The sequence below is a fragment of the Streptomyces sp. NPDC043176 genome (assembly GCF_056436715.1).
Genome location: NZ_JBWKCA010000023.1, coordinates 32,440 through 54,060 on the forward strand (window position 1 = coordinate 32,440; position 21,621 = coordinate 54,060).

At 71.0% G+C, this 21,621-nt stretch carries 31 protein-coding genes, 1 pseudogene and 1 riboswitch; of the genes and pseudogenes, 23 read left to right on the forward strand and 9 right to left on the reverse strand.

The window, feature by feature from the left end:
* Nucleotides 1-4 precede the first annotated feature (4 nt).
* The 3 genes from AC067A_RS29895 (at nucleotide 5) to AC067A_RS29905 (ending at nucleotide 2,285) form a co-directional block, all read left to right on the forward strand.
* Nucleotides 5-1,390 carry an aspartate aminotransferase family protein gene (locus AC067A_RS29895; protein ID WP_479245696.1) on the forward strand — a complete coding sequence of 462 codons (1,386 nt, stop codon included), beginning with the start codon at nucleotides 5-7 and terminating at the stop codon, nucleotides 1,388-1,390.
* Between the two features lie 76 nt (nucleotides 1,391-1,466).
* Nucleotides 1,467-2,096, forward strand: a complete 630-nt coding sequence (locus tag AC067A_RS29900) for a helix-turn-helix domain-containing protein (RefSeq protein ID WP_479245698.1) — start codon at nucleotides 1,467-1,469, stop codon at nucleotides 2,094-2,096.
* Nucleotides 2,097-2,129: 33 nt separating this feature from the next.
* On the forward strand, nucleotides 2,130-2,285 hold the full coding sequence (locus AC067A_RS29905) for a DUF6126 family protein (RefSeq protein WP_167534180.1): 156 nt from the start codon (nucleotides 2,130-2,132) through the stop codon (nucleotides 2,283-2,285).
* A 15-nt stretch (nucleotides 2,286-2,300) separates the two neighbouring features.
* Here AC067A_RS29905 and AC067A_RS29910 read toward each other — a convergent pair whose 3' ends face one another.
* Entirely contained in the window at nucleotides 2,301-3,122 is an 822-nt protein-coding gene (locus AC067A_RS29910) for a tyrosine-protein phosphatase (protein WP_479245700.1), read from the reverse strand.
* A gap of 391 nt (nucleotides 3,123-3,513) precedes the next feature.
* Nucleotides 3,514-3,672: riboswitch (cyclic di-AMP (ydaO/yuaA leader) on the forward strand.
* A 2-nt stretch (nucleotides 3,673-3,674) separates the two neighbouring features.
* Here AC067A_RS29910 and AC067A_RS29915 point away from each other — a divergent pair.
* Nucleotides 3,675-4,664: a LysM peptidoglycan-binding domain-containing M23 family metallopeptidase gene (locus AC067A_RS29915; protein ID WP_479245701.1), complete on the forward strand. Its 990-nt coding sequence runs from the start codon at nucleotides 3,675-3,677 to the stop codon at nucleotides 4,662-4,664.
* 150 nt (nucleotides 4,665-4,814) lie between these two features.
* The gene (locus AC067A_RS29920) at nucleotides 4,815-5,609 is read left to right on the forward strand and encodes an SGNH/GDSL hydrolase family protein (protein WP_479245703.1); all 795 of its coding nucleotides are present in this window, start codon (nucleotides 4,815-4,817) and stop codon (nucleotides 5,607-5,609) included.
* A gap of 200 nt (nucleotides 5,610-5,809) precedes the next feature.
* Here the strand turns inward: AC067A_RS29920 and AC067A_RS29925 are convergent, their stop codons facing one another.
* The 8 genes and pseudogenes from AC067A_RS29925 to AC067A_RS29960 all read right to left on the reverse strand — a co-directional run bounded on the left by AC067A_RS29925 (nucleotide 5,810) and on the right by AC067A_RS29960 (nucleotide 13,101).
* Entirely contained in the window at nucleotides 5,810-6,673 is an 864-nt protein-coding gene (locus tag AC067A_RS29925) for an STM4011 family radical SAM protein (RefSeq protein ID WP_479245929.1), read from the reverse strand.
* Nucleotides 6,674-6,780: 107 nt separating this feature from the next.
* On the reverse strand, nucleotides 6,781-8,118 hold the full coding sequence (locus AC067A_RS29930) for an STM4012 family radical SAM protein (RefSeq protein ID WP_479245704.1): 1,338 nt from the start codon (nucleotides 8,116-8,118) through the stop codon (nucleotides 6,781-6,783).
* Nucleotides 8,115-8,936, reverse strand: a complete 822-nt coding sequence (locus AC067A_RS29935) for an STM4013/SEN3800 family hydrolase (protein ID WP_479245932.1) — start codon at nucleotides 8,934-8,936, stop codon at nucleotides 8,115-8,117. Before AC067A_RS29935 ends, AC067A_RS29930 begins: the two co-directional genes overlap by 4 nt.
* Before the next feature lie 11 nt (nucleotides 8,937-8,947).
* On the reverse strand, nucleotides 8,948-10,249 hold the full coding sequence (locus AC067A_RS29940; protein WP_479245706.1) for an STM4014 family protein: 1,302 nt from the start codon (nucleotides 10,247-10,249) through the stop codon (nucleotides 8,948-8,950).
* Nucleotides 10,246-10,872: pseudogene (locus AC067A_RS29945) on the reverse strand (STM4015 family protein); the annotation flags it as partial. The gene AC067A_RS29940 and the pseudogene AC067A_RS29945, both read right to left, overlap by 4 nt.
* 78 nt (nucleotides 10,873-10,950) lie before the next feature.
* Nucleotides 10,951-12,246: a tyrosine-type recombinase/integrase gene (locus AC067A_RS29950; RefSeq protein WP_479245708.1), complete on the reverse strand. Its 1,296-nt coding sequence runs from the start codon at nucleotides 12,244-12,246 to the stop codon at nucleotides 10,951-10,953.
* A 77-nt stretch (nucleotides 12,247-12,323) separates the two neighbouring features.
* Nucleotides 12,324-12,584, reverse strand: coding sequence for a hypothetical protein (locus tag AC067A_RS29955; protein WP_479245710.1), 261 nt, complete (start codon nucleotides 12,582-12,584; stop codon nucleotides 12,324-12,326).
* A gap of 97 nt (nucleotides 12,585-12,681) precedes the next feature.
* Entirely contained in the window at nucleotides 12,682-13,101 is a 420-nt protein-coding gene (locus tag AC067A_RS29960; RefSeq protein WP_479245712.1) for a hypothetical protein, read from the reverse strand.
* A gap of 202 nt (nucleotides 13,102-13,303) precedes the next feature.
* Here AC067A_RS29960 and AC067A_RS29965 point away from each other — a divergent pair, with 202 nt between their 5' ends.
* The 18 genes from AC067A_RS29965 to AC067A_RS30050 form a co-directional block, all read left to right on the forward strand.
* A complete protein-coding gene (locus AC067A_RS29965) occupies nucleotides 13,304-13,549 on the forward strand; it encodes a helix-turn-helix domain-containing protein (protein ID WP_479245714.1) in 246 nt (81 codons plus the stop codon).
* Nucleotide 13,550: 1 nt separating this feature from the next.
* Nucleotides 13,551-13,856: a DNA-binding protein gene (locus AC067A_RS29970; protein ID WP_479245716.1), complete on the forward strand. Its 306-nt coding sequence runs from the start codon at nucleotides 13,551-13,553 to the stop codon at nucleotides 13,854-13,856.
* A gap of 90 nt (nucleotides 13,857-13,946) precedes the next feature.
* Nucleotides 13,947-14,219 carry a hypothetical protein gene (locus AC067A_RS29975; protein WP_479245718.1) on the forward strand — a complete coding sequence of 91 codons (273 nt, stop codon included), beginning with the start codon at nucleotides 13,947-13,949 and terminating at the stop codon, nucleotides 14,217-14,219.
* The gene (locus AC067A_RS29980) at nucleotides 14,216-14,509 is read left to right on the forward strand and encodes a hypothetical protein (RefSeq protein WP_479245719.1); all 294 of its coding nucleotides are present in this window, start codon (nucleotides 14,216-14,218) and stop codon (nucleotides 14,507-14,509) included. The genes AC067A_RS29975 and AC067A_RS29980 overlap by 4 nt, the downstream gene beginning before the upstream one ends.
* Entirely contained in the window at nucleotides 14,506-14,727 is a 222-nt protein-coding gene (locus AC067A_RS29985) for a hypothetical protein (RefSeq protein ID WP_479245721.1), read from the forward strand. The genes AC067A_RS29980 and AC067A_RS29985 overlap by 4 nt, the downstream gene beginning before the upstream one ends.
* Complete coding sequence (locus tag AC067A_RS29990; RefSeq protein ID WP_479245723.1) at nucleotides 14,724-15,221, forward strand: hypothetical protein; 498 nt, start codon at nucleotides 14,724-14,726, stop codon at nucleotides 15,219-15,221. The genes AC067A_RS29985 and AC067A_RS29990 overlap by 4 nt, the downstream gene beginning before the upstream one ends.
* Nucleotides 15,218-15,976, forward strand: coding sequence for a hypothetical protein (locus AC067A_RS29995; protein ID WP_479245724.1), 759 nt, complete (start codon nucleotides 15,218-15,220; stop codon nucleotides 15,974-15,976). Before AC067A_RS29990 ends, AC067A_RS29995 begins: the two co-directional genes overlap by 4 nt.
* Entirely contained in the window at nucleotides 15,973-16,161 is a 189-nt protein-coding gene (locus AC067A_RS30000) for a hypothetical protein (protein WP_479245726.1), read from the forward strand. Before AC067A_RS29995 ends, AC067A_RS30000 begins: the two co-directional genes overlap by 4 nt.
* Complete coding sequence (locus tag AC067A_RS30005; RefSeq protein WP_479245727.1) at nucleotides 16,158-16,334, forward strand: hypothetical protein; 177 nt, start codon at nucleotides 16,158-16,160, stop codon at nucleotides 16,332-16,334. The genes AC067A_RS30000 and AC067A_RS30005 overlap by 4 nt, the downstream gene beginning before the upstream one ends.
* A gap of 85 nt (nucleotides 16,335-16,419) precedes the next feature.
* Nucleotides 16,420-16,794 carry a hypothetical protein gene (locus AC067A_RS30010; protein ID WP_479245729.1) on the forward strand — a complete coding sequence of 125 codons (375 nt, stop codon included), beginning with the start codon at nucleotides 16,420-16,422 and terminating at the stop codon, nucleotides 16,792-16,794.
* Nucleotides 16,791-16,970, forward strand: a complete 180-nt coding sequence (locus AC067A_RS30015) for a hypothetical protein (RefSeq protein WP_479245731.1) — start codon at nucleotides 16,791-16,793, stop codon at nucleotides 16,968-16,970. The genes AC067A_RS30010 and AC067A_RS30015 overlap by 4 nt, the downstream gene beginning before the upstream one ends.
* 164 nt (nucleotides 16,971-17,134) lie before the next feature.
* Nucleotides 17,135-17,377 carry a hypothetical protein gene (locus AC067A_RS30020; protein ID WP_479245733.1) on the forward strand — a complete coding sequence of 81 codons (243 nt, stop codon included), beginning with the start codon at nucleotides 17,135-17,137 and terminating at the stop codon, nucleotides 17,375-17,377.
* Complete coding sequence (locus tag AC067A_RS30025; RefSeq protein WP_479245735.1) at nucleotides 17,374-18,255, forward strand: YqaJ viral recombinase family nuclease; 882 nt, start codon at nucleotides 17,374-17,376, stop codon at nucleotides 18,253-18,255. The genes AC067A_RS30020 and AC067A_RS30025 overlap by 4 nt, the downstream gene beginning before the upstream one ends.
* Nucleotides 18,256-18,264: 9 nt before the next feature.
* The gene (locus AC067A_RS30030) at nucleotides 18,265-19,218 is read left to right on the forward strand and encodes an ATP-binding protein (RefSeq protein ID WP_479245736.1); all 954 of its coding nucleotides are present in this window, start codon (nucleotides 18,265-18,267) and stop codon (nucleotides 19,216-19,218) included.
* 26 nt (nucleotides 19,219-19,244) lie between these two features.
* Nucleotides 19,245-19,619 (forward strand): hypothetical protein, encoded by a 375-nt coding sequence (locus AC067A_RS30035; RefSeq protein WP_479245738.1) that lies wholly within the window; start codon nucleotides 19,245-19,247, stop codon nucleotides 19,617-19,619.
* Nucleotides 19,616-19,810, forward strand: coding sequence for a hypothetical protein (locus AC067A_RS30040; protein WP_479245739.1), 195 nt, complete (start codon nucleotides 19,616-19,618; stop codon nucleotides 19,808-19,810). The genes AC067A_RS30035 and AC067A_RS30040 overlap by 4 nt, the downstream gene beginning before the upstream one ends.
* Nucleotides 19,807-20,688: a hypothetical protein gene (locus AC067A_RS30045; protein WP_479245740.1), complete on the forward strand. Its 882-nt coding sequence runs from the start codon at nucleotides 19,807-19,809 to the stop codon at nucleotides 20,686-20,688. The genes AC067A_RS30040 and AC067A_RS30045 overlap by 4 nt, the downstream gene beginning before the upstream one ends.
* On the forward strand, nucleotides 20,688-21,621 hold a 934-nt coding region (locus AC067A_RS30050; protein ID WP_479245742.1), incomplete at its 3' end, for a DNA cytosine methyltransferase. The genes AC067A_RS30045 and AC067A_RS30050, both read left to right, overlap by 1 nt.

A 21,621-nucleotide genomic window follows, 5' to 3' on the forward strand; every position in this document is an offset into this window, starting at 1 on the left:
CGGCATGAGCGGGGAGTTCGACCTCCGGGCGCTGCTCGACGAGCGCGGCGGCGAGCGCTACGAGCTGCACGCCAAGTACCTCAACCACCAGCTGCCGCGCATGCTGCACACCATCGGCTTCGACAAGGTCTACGAGCGGGCCGAGGGCGCCCACTTCTGGGACGCCGACGGCGTCGACCACCTCGACATGCTCGCCGGCTTCGGCGTGATGGGCCTCGGACGGCACCACCCCGTCGTCCGCAAGGCCCTCCACGACGTCCTGGACGCCCAGCTCGCCGACCTCACCCGCTTCGACTGCCAGCCGCTCCCCGGACTGCTCGCCGAGCGGCTGCTCGCGCACAGCCCGCACCTCGACCGGGTCTTCTTCGGCAACAGCGGCACGGAGGCCGTGGAGACCGCCCTGAAGTTCGCCCGGTACGCCACCGGGCGGCCCAGGGTCCTCTACTGCTCCCACGCCTTCCACGGGCTCACCACCGGCTCCCTCTCGGTCAACGGCGAGCGGGGCTTCCGCGAGGGCTTCGACCCGCTCCTGCCGGACACCGCGATCGCCCTCGGCGACCTCGACGCCCTGGAGCGGGAGCTGCGCCGGGGCGACGTGGCCGCCTTCGTCGTCGAGCCCATCCAGGGCAAGGGCGTCCACGAGCCGCCGCCGGGCTTCCTGCGGTCCGCGCAGGAGCTGCTGCACCGCCACGGGGCCCTGCTCATCGCGGACGAGGTGCAGACCGGCCTCGGCAGGACCGGCGACTTCTACGCGTACCAGCACGAGGAGGGCGTCGAACCGGACCTGGTCTGCGTCGCCAAGGCCCTCTCCGGCGGCTACGTGCCGGTCGGGGCCACCCTCGGCAAGGACTGGATCTTCAAGAAGGTGTACTCGTCGATGGACCGGGTCCTGGTCCACTCGGCGAGCTTCGGGTCGAACGCGCAGGCCATGGCGGCCGGGCTCGCCGTCCTGTCGGTCATGGAGCGCGAGGGCACGGTCGCCCACGCCCGCCGCGTCGGCGACCTGCTGTCCGGCCGGCTGAAGGAGCTCGTGCCCCGGTACGAGCTGCTGCACGAGATCCGCGGGCGCGGTCTGATGATCGGGATCGAGTTCGGCCGGCCGTCCTCCCTCGGGCTGCGCGGCCGCTGGACGATGCTCCAGACGGCCCGCAAGGGCCTCTTCGCCCAGATGGTCGTCGTCCCGCTGCTCCAGCGGCACCGGATCCTCACCCAGGTGTCCGGAGACCACCTGGAGGTGATCAAGCTGATCCCGCCGCTGATCATCGACGAGGCCGACGTGGACCGGTTCGTCACCGCCTTCACGGCGGTCATGGACGAGGCGCACGGCGGTGGCGGGCTCATGTGGGACTTCGGGAAGACGCTGGTCAAGCAGGCGGTCGCCCAGCGCTGACCGGCACCGATCGCCCGGATTTTGCCTCTGGGGCAAGAAACTTGCCTCAGAGGCACGTTCCTGGCGGAATGGACCCATGGACCACGTCCCCGGGGAGACCTCCCCGGACCCCACCGCCTCCGACGTCCTGCCCGACGTCGCCCCGCAGCTGCGGGCCCTGCGTCGCCGCCGGGGGCTCACCCTGGAGGTCGCGGCCCAGCGCGCCGGTCTCTCGCCCGCCCACCTCTCACGCCTGGAGACGGGGAACCGGCAGCCCTCGCTGCCGATGCTGCTCGCCCTCGCCCGTATCTACGGTACGACGGTCTCCGAGCTCCTGGGCGAGGCCCCTCCCGAGCGCGACCCCGTCGTCCGGGCCGACCGCTCCGAGCCCGTCGAGGCCGGCGGCTGGACCTACCGCCAGGCGGGCGGCGCCGGACGCGCCCTCCAGTGCCTGCGGGTCCACGTGCCGTACGCCACCCGGGCCGACATCGTGCGGGTCCACCCCGGCGAGGAGTGGATCCACGTCCTGGAGGGCCGGGTGCGGCTCGCGCTCGGCGAGACGGTCCACGTCCTCGATCCCGGGGACAGCGCGCACTTCGACTCGCTGACCCCGCACCGGATCGGCGCCGCCACCACCGGCGGTGCCGAGCTGCTCTTCGTCCACACGCTGATGCAGAGTCCCGTCGCCGAGCTGTGCCTCGGCGACGGAACCCCGCACCTGCGCTGATCCCGTGTGACCCTTCCCCTGGAAAGGACCGACATGTCCGAGAAGTCCGCACCGGTCACCGGCGAGGAGCGCGGAGAGGGCAAGTTCCCCAAGGGCCTCGTGCTCCGCCTCTTCGCCTACCTGATCGCCGGCCACCTCTTCGCCGGGTTCCTCTACCTGCTCTTCATGCTGGGCGGGCAGAACCAGTAGGAGGCGCGGCCGGGGTCACCCCTCCGTGAGCAGCCGCTCCCGCAGCCGCTCGCGGGTCTCCGGAGCCAGCTTCAGGCCCTCCGCGAGATAGGCGTCCACCGTGCCCCAGGTCGCCTCGATCGTCTCGAACGCGGCCCGCAGGTACTCCACCCGCGCGTCGAACAGCGGGCTCAGCAGCTCCATCACCTCGGGCGACATCGCGTCGGGGGCGGTGGAGCTGCGGCGCACCTTGTAGCGGCGGTGCGGATCGTTCGACTTCACGTAGTCCGCCTCGATCGCCTCCCGCTCGACCCCCACGGCGAGCAGGGTGATCGCGATGGAGAGGCCGGCGCGGTCCTTGCCGGCCGCGCAGTGCATCAGGGCGGGAACGCTCTCCTCCGCCATCGAGTGCAGGATCCGGCTGTGCTCGGGCGTCCGCTGTATCACCATTTTCCGGTACGACTCGGACATCCGGTCGGCGGCCTTGCCCTCGCCGAGGATCTCCCGCAGCTGCGCGATCTCGCCGTCGCGCACCAGCTTCCAGAACTCCTTGCCGTCCGCCGGGTCGTTGAGCGGTATGTTCACGTTCCGTACGCCCGGCAGCTCGACGTCCGCGCCCTCGACCTTCCGGTCGGCCTCGTTGCGGAAGTCGAAGACGGTGTGCAGTCCCAGCGTGGCGAGGAAGGCGGCGTCGCTCTCGGTCGCGTGGGCGAGGTGGCCGCTGCGGAACAGGCGGCCGGCGCGCACGGCGCGCCCGTCCGTCGTCGGCAGGCCGCCCACGTCCCGGAAGTTGCGGACCCCGGCCAGCTCGGGCTCGTTCGCTTCGGTGGGCGGTACCTGCGGAAGCTGCTGCGTCACGGATGCTCCTGGGTGTCGTCGTTCGGGTGCCCGACGCGAGATCGGTTCCTGGGCCAATCATCCAGGCGGGGCGGTGACGGCGCACCCCCTCGGACGGTAATGAGCGATCTGTCCGTTTTAGGGCGTTAGGCCATAACGCGCCCTGGTTGCAGGCGAGATGAGCCGCGCCGCGTGAGCAGCGTCATAAAAGTGACGGATCGTGGCCGAAGGCCCGGAGCAATTGCCGTGCGCAAAAAGGAAATCGAGGGTCCGTCATCCACGCAGGGTGACCGGAATTCGAGCCGGACGGCACCCCGTGGAATGTCGTCGGAAAACAGTGGCTTGTCCGCGCCCACCCCCTCGTCTAGCGTCACCGTCAATCCGGTCGGACCGCCGAATCCTGCCACCGTCCGGAATTCACTCACCCATGTGTGGCAGGAGCGGGGGACCCAGGTAAGTACGCCGGTCCCGCGGACGCAGGACGGCTTGGGGTGAAGCCGCGTGAGAACGCGGCCGGGCATCTCCAGTCCGAACCCGACAGCTCACCTCGCAGGCGCCGGAGAGGAATTCGCCATGCCCGCGAAGGGTAAGCACCGCCGTCCCAGGACCAACCCGATCACGCGTGGATTCGCCGTCGCCGGCACCGGTGGCGCCGTCGTCGCCCTCCCGCTCCTCGGAGCGACCGGGGCCCACGCCGCTCCGGCCGCCGTCCCTGCCCAGGTCGCCACCGCCGCGGCCCAGGTCAAGGCGCCCGCCGCCCTCCAGGCCGCCCCCGCCGCCGCCAAGGCCGCGCCGAAGACGTACTCCGTCGTCCCGGGCGACTACCTGTCGAAGATCGCCGCCGACCACCACCTGGCGGGCGGCTGGCAGAGGCTGTACGCGGACAACCGCCGGGTCGTCGGCGACGACCCCTCGCTGATCCTGCCCGGCATGAAGCTCACCCTCGGCGCCAAGGGCACCGCGCCCGCCGCCCCGAAGAGCGCCGCGCCCAAGGCCGCCGCTCCCGAGACCACCCAGAGCTCGCAGGACTCGGAGAAGAACGGCGACACCCAGCGCGCCTCCCGTGGCGACCAGCGCGCCTCGGCCCCGGCCGCCGCCACCTCGGAGACCTCCACCTCGGAGACCTCCACCTCCCAGTCGTCGCAGTCCTCCGCCTCCGGCTGGGTCACGCCCGTCGCCGGCGGCGGCTTCTCCACCCCGTACCACGCCTCCGGCTCCATGTGGTCCTCCGGCTACCACACCGGTGTCGACTTCATCGCCTCCTCCGGCACCACCGTCCGCGCCGTCGGCGCCGGCACGGTCGTCTCCGCCGGCTGGAGCGGCGCCTACGGCAACGAGGTCGTCATCCAGCACGCCGACGGCAACTACTCGCAGTACGCCCACCTCTCCTCCCTCTCCGTCTCGTCCGGCCAGACCGTCACCGGCGGCCAGCAGATCGGCCTCTCCGGCTCGACCGGCAACTCCACCGGCCCGCACCTGCACTTCGAGATCCGGACCTCGCCGAACTACGGCTCCGACGTCGACCCGCTGGCCTACCTGCGCCAGCACGGCGTCTCCGTCTGACGCGCGCACCCTCCGACGGCCCGGCACCCCTGTGCCGGGCCGTCGCCGTATTCCGGCTTGGCAGAATCTTTATCGGTGGCATATGTCACCCGGCGTCAACCCCTCCTTACGGTCGCGTAGGTCACATCCGAAGGGGAAGTATGTGCTCCCGTGGCAGACGATTCGAGATCAACAGACAAGAACGCATTCGGGTCGTACGCGGCGATCGGTGACAGCTTCACCGAGGGCGTCGGAGACCCCGGGCCCGACGGGACGTACGTCGGCTGGGCGGACCGCTTCGCGGTACTGCTCGCCGACCAGCTGCCGGAGCACGACACCTTCCGCTACGCCAACCTGGCCGTACGCGGGCGCCTCCTCGACCAGATCGTGGCGGAACAGGTCCCCCGGGCGAAGGAACTCGCCCCCGACCTGGTGACCTTCTGCGCCGGCGGGAACGACATCATCCGCCCCGGCACGGACCCCGACGACGTCGCCGAGCGCTTCGAGCGCGCCGTCGCCGAACTGACCTCCGCCGTCGGCACCGTCATGGTGACCACCGGCTTCGACACCCGCGAGGTGATCCTCCTCAAGCACCTGCGCGGCAAGATCGCCACGTACAACGGACACGTCCGCGCGATCGCCGACCGCTACGGCTGCCCGGTCCTCGACCTGTGGTCGCTGAAGTCCGTCCAGGACCGGCGCGCCTGGGACGACGACCGGCTGCACCTCTCGCCCGACGGCCACACCCGGGTCGCCCTGCGCGCCGCCCAGGTCCTCGGCCTGCCGGTGCCGGCCGACCCGGACCAGGCGTGGCCCCCGCAGCAGCCCCGGGGCGCCCTGGAGGTCCGCAAGGACGACATCCACTGGGCCAAGGAGTACCTGGTCCCCTGGATCGGCCGCCGGCTCAGGGGCGAGAGCTCCGGCGACCACGTCGAGGCGAAGCGCCCCGACCTCATGCCCCTCTAGGGCCTGTCTGACCATTCCCGTCGGGTCCGGACCGCCCGGCACGCACGCTCGCCGCACGGCCGAAACGCCCAAGTAGCTCCTTCCCCAAGCTCTCGGCTTCGCTCGAGCGGGGGAGACCCCATTCGAGGGCGCCCCGGCCGCACGCCGATCGCACGCACCGAACGCCCCAGCCTGATCCGACGGGAATGGTCAGACAGGCCCTAGACCGGAGCCGGCGGGGGAACGGCGGCGGGGATCCGCTCCAGGACCCCGCCGGCGAACACGTCGTACAGCGGCAGCGTCTCCAGATGGACGTAGCCGATGTGGCAGTCGCAGACGGCGAGGGGGCAGGCGCGGGGACGCAGGGCGGTGCGGTACGAGCCGTCGTACAGGTTCCCCAGCTCGGCCCTGACGAAGTGGCAGCGCCGCACCGTCCCCTCGCCGTCCACCGACACCACCGACTCGCCGGTGCGGCAGGGCAGTCCCGCCGAGCGGTGCGGACGCCGGCTGTAGGGGAAGAGCGGGTCGATCCGCGTCCACTCCGCCGCCTCCGCGTCGGTGTACGCGCGCCCCTCCGCCGCGTTCACCCACAGGTAGACGTGCGACGGCAGCGCCGCACGCAGCCGGCGGGCGTCCCCGGCGTGCTCGGGCAGACCGACCACGCCGACGCTGAACCGGACGCCCCGCTCCGCGAGCTCACCGCACTTGCCGAGGAAGCGCTCGTACGGGGTCTGCCCGGGGTGGTACGTGCACCAGAGCGCCACGCTCTCCGGGTCCGCCTCCGCCAGCCACCCGGTGCGGCAGCTCAGATTGGTCTGGATCGCCACCCGCTCCACGTGCGGCAGCCGGGACAGCCCGACCAGCGCCCGCCGGTACCAGGAGCGCACCAGGCCCTCGCCCCACGGGGTGAAGAGGATCCGCAGCCGGTCACCGGTCTGCCCGGCCGCCCACCCGGTGAACCGTTCGAGCGCCGCCCGGTCCGCCCGCAGCAGCTCCGGGGTGTCCCGCCGCTTGGCGAACGGGCAGTACGGGCAGTCGAAGTCGCAGGACGAGAGCGGGCCCCGGTAGAGCAGGGTCAGGTCCATCGCCGAGGGCGGGGTCGGGCCCGCGCCCGGAGGCGGTGGCAGGTCCCTGCCGGGGGGTGGGGTCAGGTCCACGCCGGGGGGTGGGGTCAGGTCCACGCCGGCCCCCGCTACTTCGCCTCGTACGCGGCCATCGCGGCCCGTACGGCGGGGGAGAAGAGCTCGGGCCCGAGCCCGTCGGAGTGCGCGAGGCCCTCCGGCGACAGGCGCAGCAGCCCCGGCGGGGCGTCGGCGTCCAGCCAGCCGTACTCCTCGAACCGGGCGAGGTCCGGGCCGAAGTCGGTGAAGGGGGAGGAGCCGAACCGCTCCTCGTACCCGGCGACGGGCATGCCCTCCGCCTGGAGCAGCGACTGGAGGAGGTGACGGCGCCGGGCCTCGGACCCCGTCATCCCGTAGCCGTGCTCGGCGCGGGAGAAGTCCTCCGTCTCCGTGTACACGTCGATGATCGAGCGGACCTCGCGCATGTCGACGGCGTAGTCGAAGGAGTAGTGCAGGGCGGAGGTGTAGGAGCGGGCGCCGCAGCCCAGGCCGATCATGCCGTCCGTCTGGCAGGCGTAGTCGTCCGGGCCGGCGGGACCGGCGTCCGTACGGCGGAACATCCGCATCGACACCTGCTCGTAGCCGTGCGCGAGGAGGTGGTCCCGGCCGTAGCGGTAGAGGAGGAGCCGCTGCTCGTCCCAGGCGCGGTCGGCGGCGGCGGGATCCTTGATCCGGCCGAGGCCGGTGAGCGGGCGCACGTACAGCGGATAGAGGTACAGCTCCTCGGGCCGCCAGGCGAGGGCCGCGTCCAGGGAGACACGCCAGGACCGCTCGGTCTGCCCGTCGATCCCGTAGATCAGGTCGATGTTGAGCACGGGGACGCCCGTGTCCCGGATCCGGCCGAGCGCCGCCTCCACGTCGGTCCGGCGCTGTGGCCGGACGGCCGCCCGCGCCTCGGCCTCCACGAAGCTCTGCACCCCGATGCTCAGCCGGGTCGCGCCCCGGTCGGCGAGCAGGGCGAGCCGGTCGGCGGTCGCGGTCGCGGGCGAGGTCTCGACGGACAGCGGCACCGCCCGCAGGTCCACCCCCATCCGCTTCTCGGCGATGTCGCAGAGCCGCTCGAGCTCGGCGGCGGTGAGGAAGGTGGGTGTGCCGCCGCCGAAGGCCGCCGTGGCGAACCGCACCGGATCACGGTCCCCGAGGGCCTCGCGCACAGTGGTGGCCTGCCGGTCGAGCGCGTCGAGGTAACGGGTCGTCAGCTCGTCAGGGGCGCCGACACGGGTGAAGAGGTTGCAGAATCCGCAGCGGACCTCGCAGAAGGGGATGTGCGCGTACAGCGACAGCGCCTCCTTCGGCTCGTCGGCCCAGAGCGCGGCCAGCTCCGGGCGCCCGGGAAGCGGGCGGTACGCCGTCTTGTGCGGGTAGGCGTAGACGTAGCTCCGGTACGGGCGGGGGGTGGGGGTGCTCACGCGGCGGCCTCCCGGTCGGGTCCGGGCAGGACGAACTGGGCGTACGGCACGGTCCACACGACCTCGTGGCCGAGCCGGTGCCCGGTGTGGCCGTCCTCCCCGTACGCCGTGCCGTGGTCCGAGCAGACGATGGTGAAACAGGCCCGGCGGCTGCTCATCGCGGCGAAGAGCCGGCCGATGTGCCGGTCGACGTACTCCAGGGCCGCCGCGTGCGTGGCCCGGGAGTCGCCGGCCTCGCGGGTCGCGCCCGGCAGGTGGAACCAGTTGGGCTGGTGCAGCGCGGACACGTTGACGAAGAGGAAGAGCCGGCGCTCGCGGGGGAGCCCGGCGACGACCTCCTCGGCGCGCGTGACCTGGGACTCGAACGAGGTCGGCGAGGCGACGCCGAAGGACGGCTCCCAGTGGCTCTCCTGGAAGAGGCCGGGCAGCACCGCGCCCAGCGGCGGCTGCTTGTTGAAGAAGCCCACCCCGCCGACGCAGACCGTCCGGTAGCCCTCGGCCGCGAGCGCGGACACCAGGTCGGGGGTGTCGTGCACGAACGTTCCGCCGGCGGTCGTCTCGCTCCCCGCGAACCGCGCCGCGAAGAGCCTGGGGTGCGGTCCCGGGGCGGCCGGGGTCGGCAGGAACCCGGCGAAGATCGCCTGGTGCGAGGCGTACGTGAAGCTCCCGGGCGCGTGCCTGCGCTCCCAGCCGCCGCCTGGCAGGTGCCGGGCCAGGTTCGGGAGGCGCCCCTCGGCCGCCAGCTCGACGGCCACGTCGTACCGCAGCGTGTCGAGGGTGACCAGGAGCAGGTCGTGGCTGCCGACGATCGCGTTCATGTCGGGCTGGTTCACGTGGTGCTCGTTCCTGTGGTGCCGGGGAGGGCCGTGCCGGGGGGTGCGGTGCTCGGGGGCGCCGGGCTCCGGGGTGTCGTGCCGGGGAGGGCCGTGGCCGGAGGTGCCGTGCCCGGGAGGGCCTCGCTCGGGGGTGTCGTGCCGCTCGGGCCGGGCTCGTGCCGGGCGGCACGAGAGTGGTGCGGGAACTGCGCCGCGACCTGCGCCGCGTAGGTGTCGAGGCCCTCGGAACCGCTGCCGGGCAGGCCCTTGAGCCCGGGCAGCAGGTCGCCGAAGGCGTTCACCTCGCCCACGGCGAAGCGGCGCCACCCGGCGGCCGGAAGCAGGTCGACCCCCACACAGCGGGTGCCGGGGAACGCGGCGGCGGCCCGCTCGCACACGCCGAGCGCGTCCTCCCACCGCCCGCCGGCGGCGGTGATCGCGGCCCGCGCGGCGGCCAGGTCCCCCCGGGCGCCGCCCAGGTGCAGATTGGTCATCGGGGAGCGGCTGGTACGCAGCACGGCATGGGTGGCCCGTCCGTCGACCACCACCACCCGCAGGTCGGCCGCCCGGCCGCCCTGGGTGGCCTTCGGCAGCCAGCGCTCCACGTGCAGTCCGTCGGGGGCCAGGGCGTCCACGATCGCGGCGACCTCGGCCTCGCTCGTGTAGTGCCGCACCCGCAGGGAGTTGAAGAGCCGGCCGCCGGGCCCGCGCTCCACCGAGGTGGTCGCCTGCACCCGGCCCGCGCCGTTCGTCTGCAGCGCGATGACGCCCGAGGCGGAGGAACCGTGCGCGAGCTTCACGAACACCCGGCGCAGACCGGGCCGCGCGGTCAGCGACCGGACGTCCGCCCAGCCCCGCACGGGCGGGGCGGCGGCGCCCGACGTGGGGGATTCGGGCACCGGCACCCCGGCGGCCCGCAGCCGGCCGTGGCCCAGCCGCTTGTCGAAGAGGACGGAGAGTTCGCCCGGATCGTCGACGAGGGCCGCCCCCGCCTCCGCCACGGAGGCGGCGAGTTCCGCCACGGCCGCGGTGAACCGCTGGTACCAGAGGCCGCTGCCCTCGACCCGGGCAGGATCGCCGACGTCGCGCAACAGCCGGTCGGCCTCCGCGTCCTCGCCCGGCGAGTCGAGCCGTACGGTCTCGCCGGCGGCGAACCGGGCCCGGCCGCGCAGCACGTCGGGCCAGGACACCACCCGCGCCCCGGGCAGCCCGGCGGTCCGCAGCGCGTCCTGGAAGAACGCGACGCGGCGGCCCGCCGGATCGCCGACGACCACGAGTCGCGGGCCGCCGGCGCCGGGACGCGGGCGGAGGGTCATTCGGCGACCGCGACGTACCGGTGGACCTCGCCGTCGCCGTCGTCCTCCGGCACCTGCGGGTCGTCGAGGCGGACGGTCACGCCGTGCGGGACGAGGGCGGCGCGGACCCGCTCCCGCATGGCCTCCGACAGGTAGTGGTGGGACAGGTCGAGGTGGGCGAGGTGGGTCAGCGGCTGGCCGTCGAGGAGGGCCGCCGCGCCCTCGTCGGTGAGCACGCCCATGGACAGGTCGAGGCGCTCGATCCGTGCGACGACCGGCGCGCCCGCCACGGCGGCGGCGACGGCGTCCTGGATCACGCTGTTGCGCAGCCCCAGGTGGCGCAGGGCGGGGAAGGCCGTTCCGTCGAGCAGCGGCGCGAGGTCCTCCGGGGTGCTGTCGCCGCCGTACTCGTCGGTGCCGAGCCAGAGTTCCAGGTTCTCCAGGGCGGGCAGGTCGCTGCCGACGATGCCGCGCACCACCCGGGCGGGCAGGCCGCCCGTCTCCACCACCAGGGTCTCCAGACCGGTGTGCCGGACCGGCGGGAAGGCCAGCCGCGAGCCCCCGCGCACGCCGAGCTCGCGCAGCGCCGGGTAGGCGGCGAGCAGCGGCGTCACGTCGGACTGGACGATCCACGAGATCTCGCAGAGGGCGGCTCTGGTCGGCCCTGGACCTGCGGCAATCCCTCGTCTCCCAGGGGGAGTGGGAAACGAGTGGGAGATGATCTAGGAATCGGTGCCCTTGGCGATCCGCTCCTGCAAGCCCTCCCACCGCTGCTGCAGCGTCTTCATGATGGCGCGCTCCATCGGAACTGTCACGCTGCTGTAGACGCCCTCGACAGTGTCCATCTCGTGCCCCATGCGGGCCTCGATCGCGTACCGGCTGTGCTTCAGCTCCTCGTCGAGCCACGCCTTGTGGCTGTGCCTCAGCAGATACATGCGCCGACCTTCGAACTCGGGCACGGCGGGGATGGCGGGACGCGGGATTCTCACGCCCTCCCCCTTGGGTCTTTCCTCGGCGCCGCCCCTGATCTTGTACCAGTAGTCGCCGTTGAAGTCGCCGGCCGCCAGGCAGCCGCCGCGGTAAGCGGGGAAGATCCACCTGCTCGTGTGCGACGCGAGCATGCCGTCCAGCATGTCCGCGAGGAAGGGCGGAATGACGAGCGTGCGCTGGCTGCCGTACTTGGGTGGAAAGAACTCGGCTCCCTTGACCCTCTTGGTGCGCTGGGCCTGCCGCTCCACGCGGATAGCCGGCATGAGGTCGCCGCCCTTGCCGTAGCGCTGCAGGTCTTCCTCGTACCGGTCCGCCTCGGTGGGGTCCAGCCTCAAGTCGGTGGCCGGCCAGTTCGGGTAGCAGTACTCGCGCGTCAGGCCGAAGAGCTCACCCGGGCGCATCCCGGTCACAGCCATCGTCCAGATCATGACGTAGCCGGGCTCCCCAAGGAGCACGCGGGCATTGCGGGCAAGCGCCTCGACGGTCTCCTCGGACACGTCACGCTTGCGCTCCTTGGGCTTCTTCGTGAACTTGCCGCGCCGCTTGGTGCGCTCAACGGGGGAGACCTTGATGAGTCTCGGGACCGCGTCGTCCAGGATCATGCCGAGCGTCGACAGAACGTTCTTCGCCATCGCGGAGCCGACGGCCTGCTCGATGTGCTTCTTGAACAGCCGATAGGTGAGCGTGTCGATGTCGCCGATAGCCATGCGCCCGAAGTACGGGCGGATATGGGTCTCGACCCGCGAACGGTAAGCGACCTCGGTCGAGTAGGCGTAGTCCATGGCGGACAGCCAGTCGTCCAGCCAGTCGCCCATGAGGGTCGCCTTGGTGCGGTTGGAGACGTGGGTGCCATGCCGGATCTCGTACAGCTTGTCCTGGCCGTGCTTGAACGCCTCGTCCTCGTCGGTGAAGCCGCCCTTGGACTCGTAGCGCTTGCGGCCGCTGGGCAGGTACTCGCCGGACCACCACTTCACGCGGCAGGTGCCGCCGCGCCATTCAAGGTAGATGTGCTGGTCGACGCTGGGCATGGCAGTCTCCCCTCGGTTCCTGGAGGCCGCGGTGCCCGGCGGTTCCCCAACCGCCGGACTTCCGCGTTCCCATGATCTCAGTCCTGACGGCCCAGCGGGCAGCCGTCGCACTGGCCACAGTTTCCTCCAAGGCCCTGGACCAACTCCCGCAAGGCGTTACCGGCTTCGCTGTGGGGGTGGAGCTGGCGAGGGATGACGCAGACGATCCCGGTGTCGGTCTTGAGGGCCGTTCCGTGGAAGGTCGGCCCGTAGTCGACGATGAGCGCGTCCTGTTGCAGCATGGCTCCCCCTGTCGGGTTGTTGCGGGAGCCTTCGAGGGTGTGCACCGAGACTGCCACGAAAAGTGGAATCCGGGACTACTTATGGCCGAAGTTGAGTGGCCATTTTTATCAGCATCTGACGGCGCGGAAAGGTTGTACGACTAAAGACTGAGTTTCAACCGCCGAGAAGCCCTTTTTCCTTCAGGTCGGCCACGACTCGCTCGCTGAGCGCACGGATCTCTTCGGCCGTCAGGCCGCTGGTGGTCGCGATCGTGGCCAGCTGTACGACGTCCTTGGCGGCAGCCAGGGCCTCGGGTGGGACGGGTGAGATCGAGACGCCCGGTACCCCCTCCGCGGGGGCGACGGGGACCGGGCTCTTCCCCTGCAGGACTGCGACGCAGCTGCCGGGTGCCCACTGGAGTACGGGGTCGACCTTGGCGTAGCTGAGCTCACGGACTGGCTCGGCGCTCTCGATTCGCTTCCATGTGGCGGGCGAGATGCCGGCCTGCGCGGCTGCGTTCTTGTAGCCGAGGCCAAGTTCGATGCGTCGATTCTTGACGGCCTTCGCGAGGGCGTCGAGGTCACGGGGTGCCATGCCCTCATAGTGGCAGGGCCAGCTAGGGCCAGCCAGGACCAGGGCGCACTGTGACGCAAATCTTGACCCTCCCCTAAGGCGCCATTAAGCGAGACCGGACACCCCCTGATGGCCATCTAGGTGGCACTCGGTGTCCAACTCGGTGCGTCTGTGGTCCAACTAGTGCTGGACATGAGGGGTTAACTAGGTCTACCTTCAAGGCATGCACCAACCCCCAACCACTATCCCGGTGGACGGGCCGGAGCTGCGCAAACGGCGTAAGGCCGCAGGTCTCGAAATTGACGACCTTGCCACCGCCGCCCGCATAAGCCGGTCGTACCTCAGCCACCTGGAAACCGGGTCCCGCACCCGTATGCGCCCGGCCCGCCACAAGCGCCTGTTCGACGCTCTCGAAGCAGCCGAGCAAGCCCAGCCTTCCCCGGACAGGGGAGAGAAAGACAGGGAGTGACATGCCTGGTGACAGGTACGAGCGCTACCAGAAGTACGAGACGCCGCAGGAGCCCAAGGACCTGAACGCCGACATCATGACCGTCCAGGAGGCGGCCTACGTACTCGGCTGCAGCGTCAAGACCGTGCGCCGGAGGCTCGACAGCCTCGGCCTGAAGCGCAAGCCGGGCCGGACGGTGATGACCACGAAGGCGGACCGCCAGGCCATCCTCGACGACAGTCTCGTCGCGCCGCCCAAGGGGGCCACCCCGCGCCGGGGCCGCCAGGGCCTCGGCCGCAAGCCGCTCAACGCCCCCCTCGCCGCCTAGAGCGGTATGCGGGCCGCCGCCGGAGGTCAGAGCCCGACGGCCGGCCCTAGGTACTACCCCTCAACCATGACGTAGTGAAAGGGGCTTCCCATGCCTCGATTCAATCAGACGCACCCCCAGTTGGTGCCCGTCCCGATCCCGGACGCCGTCGTCGCGCTGATCGGCACCACGATTCCGCGGCCGGTTCTGCAGGCCGAGATCGACGCTGTCGGTGAGCTCCGCGAGATCGGCCGGCTTCGCCCGCTCGCCAGCGACGAGGACCGCCAGGACTTCGAGACCGCGCTCGGCCGGCTGGCCCGCGTGAACAAGACCCTCGGCGCCTACAACCCGAACTTCGCGGTCGCCCCCGGGAGCGCGGTATGAGCGCCCGCGACGAACTCCAGAAGGCCGCCGACTGGCTGATGTCGAAGGGGCACACGATCGCGGCCCGCGACCTCGACGAGTACATCGACGACCGCTCCGCCGAGACGCTGTCCGAGCGGGCACCGGAACTGCAGCAACTGCGGGCCCGGGTCGCCGAGCTGGAAGCTCGCCTCCACGAAGCCGCCATGACGCGGACCTGGGCGAACGAGGACGGCAAGAAGTTCGTGTTTGTCGAGGACATCGCTGGCCCGCTGCTCGGCTTCGACAAGGCCCAAGGCGGTGCCCGATGACCGTCAACCCGATCGAGCGCCTGGACGTGCCGCTCGCCACCCTCGCTGCGGACCTGAAGGCGTCGATGACCCGCCAGGAACTCGCCGGCTGCCTCGCCGAGCAGGCCCACCTCCTCGACCCGGCCGACGCACTGTTCGCCCGCCTCGCCTGCGAGCACGGCGACCGCTGCTCCACCACCGACACGTACCCCGGCTGGACCCCCGGAGGCACCCGATGAGCGACACCCGAGACGACCTCCTGAAACTCCACGACTGGGACGAGCTCATCTTCGGCGGCTTCTACTGCCTCCACTGCACGCCGGAAGACGCCTGGGACTACTCGATCGCCTGGCCCTGCCAGCCGCTCCTCGACGCCGGCGTCACTCTCGACGACGCCCGCGAGATCATCGCCCAGAACCGGGACGAGATCGAGGCGAAGCACCAGGCCAGGGCCGCCGAGATCCAGGCGAAGAAGGACGCGGAGAAGCGGAAGGGCCAGCAGGCTGCCGATGACTTCAACTCGCGCTATCCGATCGGAACCCGCGTCATCGCCTACCCGAGCGTCCGGCCCGAGTACAACGCCGTCCTCGCCGCCAAGACCCGCGTCGTCAGTACAACCCGCACCCCGGCCTGGATCCTCGGCGACGGCGAGCCCGTCGTGTCCGTCCACGGCTACGCCGGCGGCATCAGCCTCGAGCACGTCGACATCATCAGCGAAGGAGCGTCGGCGTGACCGACTACGACAAGGTCGCCAAGCACTTCGCAAGCGACTCCGCCATCAGCCTCACCTTCCTCCGCGAGGACGGCGTGCACCGTCACATCCAGTTCGCCTCGAACTGGACCCGCGTCGTCATCGTCACCTGGCCGTACAACCTGCTCGTCGCCGGCAGCCACGGCTCGTTCCACTTCGAGCGGTACGGCAGCGACACCGAGGACATGCTCGTCTGGCTCCGCAGCCAGACCGGGCGCCGGTTCCAGCCCGACCGATGGGCGAGCAAGCTCGTCAACGGCGCCTCGTCGGTCGCCAAGTACGACCGCGACAAGCTCGTAGCGGCGGTCAACGAGCGCGTCGAGGAGGCCATCCGGGACGACTGGGCGCCTGAGGGCCTGCGCGAGGCGGTCGACGAGGAAGTCCTCGGCAGCCCGTGGCTCGACGACAAACAGAGCGCCTTCCGTGTCCTCGACGAGTTCGAGCACGGCAAGACGTACCGCACCGAATGCTCGTGCGGCGGCGGCGAGGACCACGACGACTATGACTCCGCAGTGCACTGGAAGTGGGGCGTTCACCCGCAGGGTGACGATCACAAGGCCCAGATCCGCGAGACCGGCGGCTTCGACTTCGACGATCTGTCTGAGTGGGACGTCGACAGCCTCGACTACCACTACGTGTGGTCCTGCCACGCGATCGTCTGGGGCATCCGCCGCTACGACAAGCTCACCCGCTACGGGCTGGCCGGCCTTGCCGCGCCCAAGGTGGTGGCGTCGTGACCGATCGCGCCTACCCGATCAGTCCGGTCCCGGAGGGCGAGTCCCGCTTCACCTTCGGCCTCACCTACGACATCGCCAAGGTCCTTGAGGCGCACGGGTACCCGCCCCTCAAGGACGGCCGCGACATCAGCGACCTGCAGCAGGCCCTCTACCGCTTCCTGTACGTCGGGGAGGAACGGCCGTGACCCCGCAGACGACGATCCTGTCCGCCCTCCTGTGCGACCCGCGGGTCGAGCCGGAGCCGGTCCGGGCCCCGCGCACCGTCGACCCCGACTACGCCGCGTCGATCGCCGCCGGCCACGTCGAAGACCTCGACACGTGGGCCGCACGGGTGCTGGGACCGGAGGACGCCGCATGACCCGGGCCTGGCTCCAGCTCGCCGCCACCACCGCCGCATCCCTTGCCCTGCTGGCCCTGGGACGTCACCTCAATCGGAGTTCTCGATGACCGACACGATCACCCTCGACATGGGCGCCGGCTCCACGCTGACCGTCCCCGCCTATGAGACCGACGCCCCCGGCCTCATCGTCCACGGCCTCGGCCCCTTCTCTGGGGAACAGCACCTCACCCACAGCTCCGGATTCCTGATCGGAGTGTTCGACCGGTTCGACGACGCGCAGTCCGCCGCAACCGCCCTGGTCGGAGTCACCGACTGGACCTGCTCCGAGGAGACCCTCCGCGCCATCGACGACTCGGTCATCTGGAAGGTCATCGACGAGGTCGAGGCCGTCGGCGGCGAGTTCCGGGCCGCACGGGGCGGGCGGGGGGCGGCCATCGTCGAGAAGCGCCGCCAGCACCGGAAGCAGGCCGCAGCGTGAGCGCCTACCTGCGCTGCCCGGCGCCGAACTGCACCCACCACACGTACATCACCACGACCCGGATCGCGGTCGAGGACATGACCGATCACCTCATCGCCAAGCACCAGTTCCCCGAGGTCTCCGCCAGCTACCAGGCGCAGATGCTCCTCCCCATCACCGGCCCCCGCGCCGCCTGACCGCCCGCCGGCCTGACGTGCCACCACCGGCAGGCCGGCGGGACAAGACCACAACCTCACAGACCGGCGCGTCGAGCCTCCCCCCGGCTCCGCGCCAGCCAGGCCCGCTCCACAGCCCCCAGCAACGGGGCGGGCCTGGCCCCACACACCCTCAGGAGCACCAGATGGACAGCAGGATCACCCCGAACGTCGCCAACCACGTCCTCTTCCACTTCGGGCAGGGCGGCTACCAGGCGGGCAGCTTCACGACGCACCTCCTGGCCGCCTTCGCCACCGCCGACGAGCAGCACTTCTTCCGCCTTTCCGAGGCCTTCCCCGAGTACGGGGCCGCGGTCGCCGCGATCCAGTACGACCCCAAGGGCGTCAGCAACCTGACGGCCATCGCCCGGGGCGAGGTGGCCGCGTGATCGCCACCCAGCCGCCGACCGGAATCCTCCTCGGCGAGTTCACCCCGGGTACCGCGGCTTGGGACAAGGCCCGCGCCGGGCTCTGCATCACCGCTACCGAGATCGCCGCGGTCATGAACCTCTCGCCGTGGTCCAACCCCTTCATTCTCTGGCACAAGAAGAGCGGCCTGCCCGTCCCGCCGTTCGTCGCCACCCCCCAGGTCGAATGGGGCAACCGCCTCGAGCAGGCCGTCGCCGAGAAGTGGACCGACGAGCACGAGGGCTACTGCGTCGAGTCGACCGGCACCTGGCACCACCGCGACCGCGCCTGGCAGCGAGCCACCCCCGACCGCATCCTCACCACCGGCCAAGGCGCGGTAGTCGAACTCCTCGAGGTCAAGACCAGCCCCACCGGCGAAGGCTGGGAGAACGGCGTCCCCCTCCACTACTACTGCCAGATCCAGTGGCAGCTCGACACTCTCGGCCTCCGCACCTGCCACGTCGCCGTCCTCATCTCCGGCCACGACTACCGCGAGTACGTCGTCGAGTACGACGAGGCCGACGCCACGCTCATGCGTGAAGCCGCCGAACGATTCCTCGACAGCGTCCGCAACGGCCAGCGTCCCGACATCGACGACAGTCACGGCACCTACGACACGATCCGCCGCCAGGCCGACCGGTTCGACGAGATCGACGTCGAGATCCCCGGCCCCGTCGCCTCCCGCTACGAGGTCACCCACCAGCAGCTGAAGGCCGTCGAAGCCGAACACCTCCATGCCAAGTCCCTCCTGCTCGACGCCCTCGGCAACGGCCGCAACGCCCTGCACCTCGGCCGGCGGATCGCCTACCGCACCGCCCACGAAGACGGCACCACCCGCGCCCTCCAGCCCGCCCGATAGGAGCCATCCGTGTCCCGCATCAGCGACCACGTCAACCAGCCCAAGACCCCGGCGGCCGCCGCCCAGACCGACTTCTCCTTCGCGCCCGCCACCCGCGAGAAGGCCAAGGCCCGTCTCGCCCTCATGGGAGTGTCCGGCAGCGGCAAGACGTGGACCGGCCTGCGGATCGCCCACGGTCTCGCCAACCGGTTCGCCGTCATCGACACCGAGCGGGGCGCGGCCTCCAAGTACGCCGGCATCAACGGCGTCACCTTCGACACCCTCCAGCTCCACACCTTTCACCCGCAGAACCTGATCGGCGCCCTCGCCGCCGCAGCGAACGGCGGCTACGAGGCCGTCCTCGTCGACTCCCTCAGCCACTTCTGGTCCGGCACCGACGGAACCCTCGAGCAGGTCGACAAGGCGGCGAAGAAGGGGTTCGGCGGGAACACGTTCGCCGGCTGGAAGGAAGGCACTCCCCTTCAGAACGCCATGGTCGACGCCCTCCTGTCGTACCCGGGACATGTCGTCGCCACCATGCGGGCGCACACCGAGTGGTCGCTGCAGACCAACGCCAACGGCCGCAAGGAGCCCGTCCGGCTCGGCACCCGTCCCGAACAGCGCCGCGGCGTGGAGTACGAGTTCGACGTCGTCGGCCAGATGGACACCGACAACCGGCTCAGCATCATCAAGTCCCGCTGCCCCCAGCTGCACGCCCTCGTGCTCGAGCGGCCGGACGGGGCGGACATCGCCAAGACGATGCTCGACTGGCTCAACGACGGCGCGACCGGCATCGACCCCGCCGCCTACATCGACCGCGCGACCGCCGAGGACGCCACGTTCGAGGACCTCGGCCAGCTCCGTGCGGAGGTCGACTCCCGCGGCCTGCAGTCCACGCCGCTCCTCGACCCGGCGACCGGCACGGCCACCACCCTCGGCGACTACATCCGCACCCGCGGTCTCGCCCTCAAGAACGTCCAGTAGCCCCAGCCTCGATCGGAAGGACCCTCATGACCCGCCGCCTCTCCCCGGCCGAGCGTCTCGCTTCCGCCGAGAAGGACCTGCTGCTCGAAGACATCGCCGACCAGTCCTCGTGGGACCGGTTCCTCGTCGAGCAGGCCGTCTTCCACTACGGCACCCGCCACGACGAGTTCTCGGCGAACTGCCTGCGCGACGTGCTGCCGGAGATGTCGCACGGTTTCCTCGGCGCCGTCATCAACTCGCTGCGCGTCGCCGGAATCATCGAGCACACCGGCCGGGTCGTGCCCTCCACGCTCGACTCCACCCACGGCCATCGGATCGCGATCTGGCGGATGTCCATCAAGGGCCGGCTGATAGCGGAGCAGCGCCGCACCCGGGCCCAGCAGGCGAGGCCGGCGGCATGAGCTACCGCGACTTCCGGTGCCGCCAGGAACGCATCTGGCTGCGGTACCGCGCCGGCGTCCAGATCCTCGCCGACCTCGATAGCTGGCGGGCCACGCGCCGCATGCGCGAAGCCGTCGAATCCCTCGAACTCTGCCAGGCCCTCTGGACCCTCCCCACACGACAGCCCGACCGGAAGGAGACAGGACAGTGACCACCGCTACCCAGCGCACCGCCGAACGCATCCTCCGCCAGCGAAAGGCGCTCCGGAAGCAGCAAGGGATCGACGGACTCGTCAACGGCCCCCACGTCGCAGCCCACATCCGCGCCTGCATCGATGCCGGATGGACCCGGCTCGGCATCGCTGAAACCAGCCTCGTCTCCGACCGCGCCATCCGCTACATCCTCGCCGGCCAGCTCAAGGTCCAGCACGACAACGCGCTGCGGCTGCTCGCCGTAAATCCGGAAGACAGCCCGCGGGTGCCCCCTATCGGAACCATCCGTCGCATCAAGGCCCTCGCCCGAATCGGCTACACGATCCAGTGGACGGCCGAGCAGACCGGGTGCTCCAACCGGCACATCTACGAAATCCTCAACGGCACGGTCGAAGCCGTAGACCGGCCTCTGGCCGAGAAGTTCGCCAAGGTCTACAGCAAGCACGAGACCACCCCTGGGCCATCCAACCCCGCCCGCATTGCAGCGACTTCCAAGGGTTGGACCGGACCCGACGGCTGGGACTCGGACACCATCGACGACCCGGACGCGCACCCGGACTGGACCGGCTTCTGCGGCAGCGACCGCGGATGGTGGACCCACCGGCTGGAGCACATCCCCACCTGCCAGCCCTGCCAGGCAGCGCACGACGAGTGGCTGCAGGAACGCAAGGGCCTCAGCCCTGCCGACCGCTACCGCGCCCTCGGCCGGGCCCGCGCCGAAGCGTCCAACCGCGGCGCCGCGATCGCCGAAGACGCCCGCGAGCTGATGCGACTCGGCGCCGACTACGAGACCGCCGCAGCCCGCATCGGCATCACCCGGAACCACCTCCAGCAGGAACTGCTCCGGCACCCCACGCCCCGAAAGGAAGCCGCCTGATGTCCCGCCACGACAACGACGCTCTGAGCGTCATGGACTGGTTCTGCGGAGCCGGCGGCTCCAGCCAGGGCGTCCACGCAGTGCCCGGCGTCCGCGTCGAACGCGCTGCGAACCACTGGCGCCTCGCCATCGAATCGCACGCCGCGAACTTCCCCACGACCAGCCACTACCAGGGCGACATCCGCAAGGCGCCCGTCTGGGACTGGCCCGTCACCGACATCTTCTGGGCCAGCCCCGAGTGCACCAACTGGTCCGTCGCCAAGGGCAAGAAGCGTGACTTCGTCGGCGCCATGCAGGGCAGCCTCCTCGACCTCCTCGCCGCCACCGACGAGGACGACGAGCCGTCCGCCGAGGAGGAGTCCCGGGCCCTGATGGAGGAGGTCCCGCTGTACCTGCGCGGCGTCATCGAGCGCGGTGGCCTCGTCAAGGCTGGCATCGTCGAGAACGTCACCGACGTCCGCGCCTGGGACCAGTGGGACCGGTGGATCGGAGAGATCCACAAGCTCGGCTACCGCACCCGGATCATCGCCCTCAACAGCATGCACGCCGACCCGCGGTCCGTTCACGCCGCGCCGCAGTCCCGCGACCGGCTGTACGTCGGCTACTGGCACGAGTCCCTCGGCCGCACCCCCGACTGGGACAAGTGGCTGCGACCGCGCGCCTGGTGCCCTGGCTGCGACACCCACGTGCAGGCCATGCAGGTGTTCAAGGACCCCAAGCGCGACATGGGCCGCTACCGCCAGCAGTACGTCTACCGCTGCCCGAACACCTCCTGCCGCAACCAGATCGTCGAGCCCGAAGCCCTCCCGGCCGCCGTGGCGATCGACTGGTCCATCCCGGGGCAGCGGATCGGAGACCGGGCCAAGCCCCTTGCCGACAAGACCATCGCCCGCATCGAGGCCGGGCTGAAGAAGTTCGCTCGGCCGGTGCCGA

Coding starts and splice junctions, on each gene's coding strand:
- AC067A_RS29895 (WP_479245696.1), top strand. CDS start 5: ATGAGCGGGGAGTTCGACCTCCGGGCGCTGCTCGACGAGCGCGGCGGC.
- AC067A_RS29900 (WP_479245698.1), top strand. CDS start 1,467: ATGGACCACGTCCCCGGGGAGACCTCCCCGGACCCCACCGCCTCCGAC.
- AC067A_RS29905 (WP_167534180.1), top strand. CDS start 2,130: ATGTCCGAGAAGTCCGCACCGGTCACCGGCGAGGAGCGCGGAGAGGGC.
- AC067A_RS29915 (WP_479245701.1), top strand. CDS start 3,675: ATGCCCGCGAAGGGTAAGCACCGCCGTCCCAGGACCAACCCGATCACG.
- AC067A_RS29925 (WP_479245929.1), bottom strand. CDS start 6,673: ATGGACCTGACCCTGCTCTACCGGGGCCCGCTCTCGTCCTGCGACTTC.
- AC067A_RS29935 (WP_479245932.1), bottom strand. CDS start 8,936: ATGAACGCGATCGTCGGCAGCCACGACCTGCTCCTGGTCACCCTCGAC.
- AC067A_RS29940 (WP_479245706.1), bottom strand. CDS start 10,249: ATGACCCTCCGCCCGCGTCCCGGCGCCGGCGGCCCGCGACTCGTGGTC.
- AC067A_RS29950 (WP_479245708.1), bottom strand. CDS start 12,246: ATGCCCAGCGTCGACCAGCACATCTACCTTGAATGGCGCGGCGGCACC.
- AC067A_RS29960 (WP_479245712.1), bottom strand. CDS start 13,101: ATGGCACCCCGTGACCTCGACGCCCTCGCGAAGGCCGTCAAGAATCGA.
- AC067A_RS29965 (WP_479245714.1), top strand. CDS start 13,304: ATGCACCAACCCCCAACCACTATCCCGGTGGACGGGCCGGAGCTGCGC.
- AC067A_RS29970 (WP_479245716.1), top strand. CDS start 13,551: ATGCCTGGTGACAGGTACGAGCGCTACCAGAAGTACGAGACGCCGCAG.
- AC067A_RS29975 (WP_479245718.1), top strand. CDS start 13,947: ATGCCTCGATTCAATCAGACGCACCCCCAGTTGGTGCCCGTCCCGATC.
- AC067A_RS29980 (WP_479245719.1), top strand. CDS start 14,216: ATGAGCGCCCGCGACGAACTCCAGAAGGCCGCCGACTGGCTGATGTCG.
- AC067A_RS29985 (WP_479245721.1), top strand. CDS start 14,506: ATGACCGTCAACCCGATCGAGCGCCTGGACGTGCCGCTCGCCACCCTC.
- AC067A_RS29990 (WP_479245723.1), top strand. CDS start 14,724: ATGAGCGACACCCGAGACGACCTCCTGAAACTCCACGACTGGGACGAG.
- AC067A_RS30010 (WP_479245729.1), top strand. CDS start 16,420: ATGACCGACACGATCACCCTCGACATGGGCGCCGGCTCCACGCTGACC.
- AC067A_RS30020 (WP_479245733.1), top strand. CDS start 17,135: ATGGACAGCAGGATCACCCCGAACGTCGCCAACCACGTCCTCTTCCAC.
- AC067A_RS30035 (WP_479245738.1), top strand. CDS start 19,245: ATGACCCGCCGCCTCTCCCCGGCCGAGCGTCTCGCTTCCGCCGAGAAG.
- AC067A_RS30040 (WP_479245739.1), top strand. CDS start 19,616: ATGAGCTACCGCGACTTCCGGTGCCGCCAGGAACGCATCTGGCTGCGG.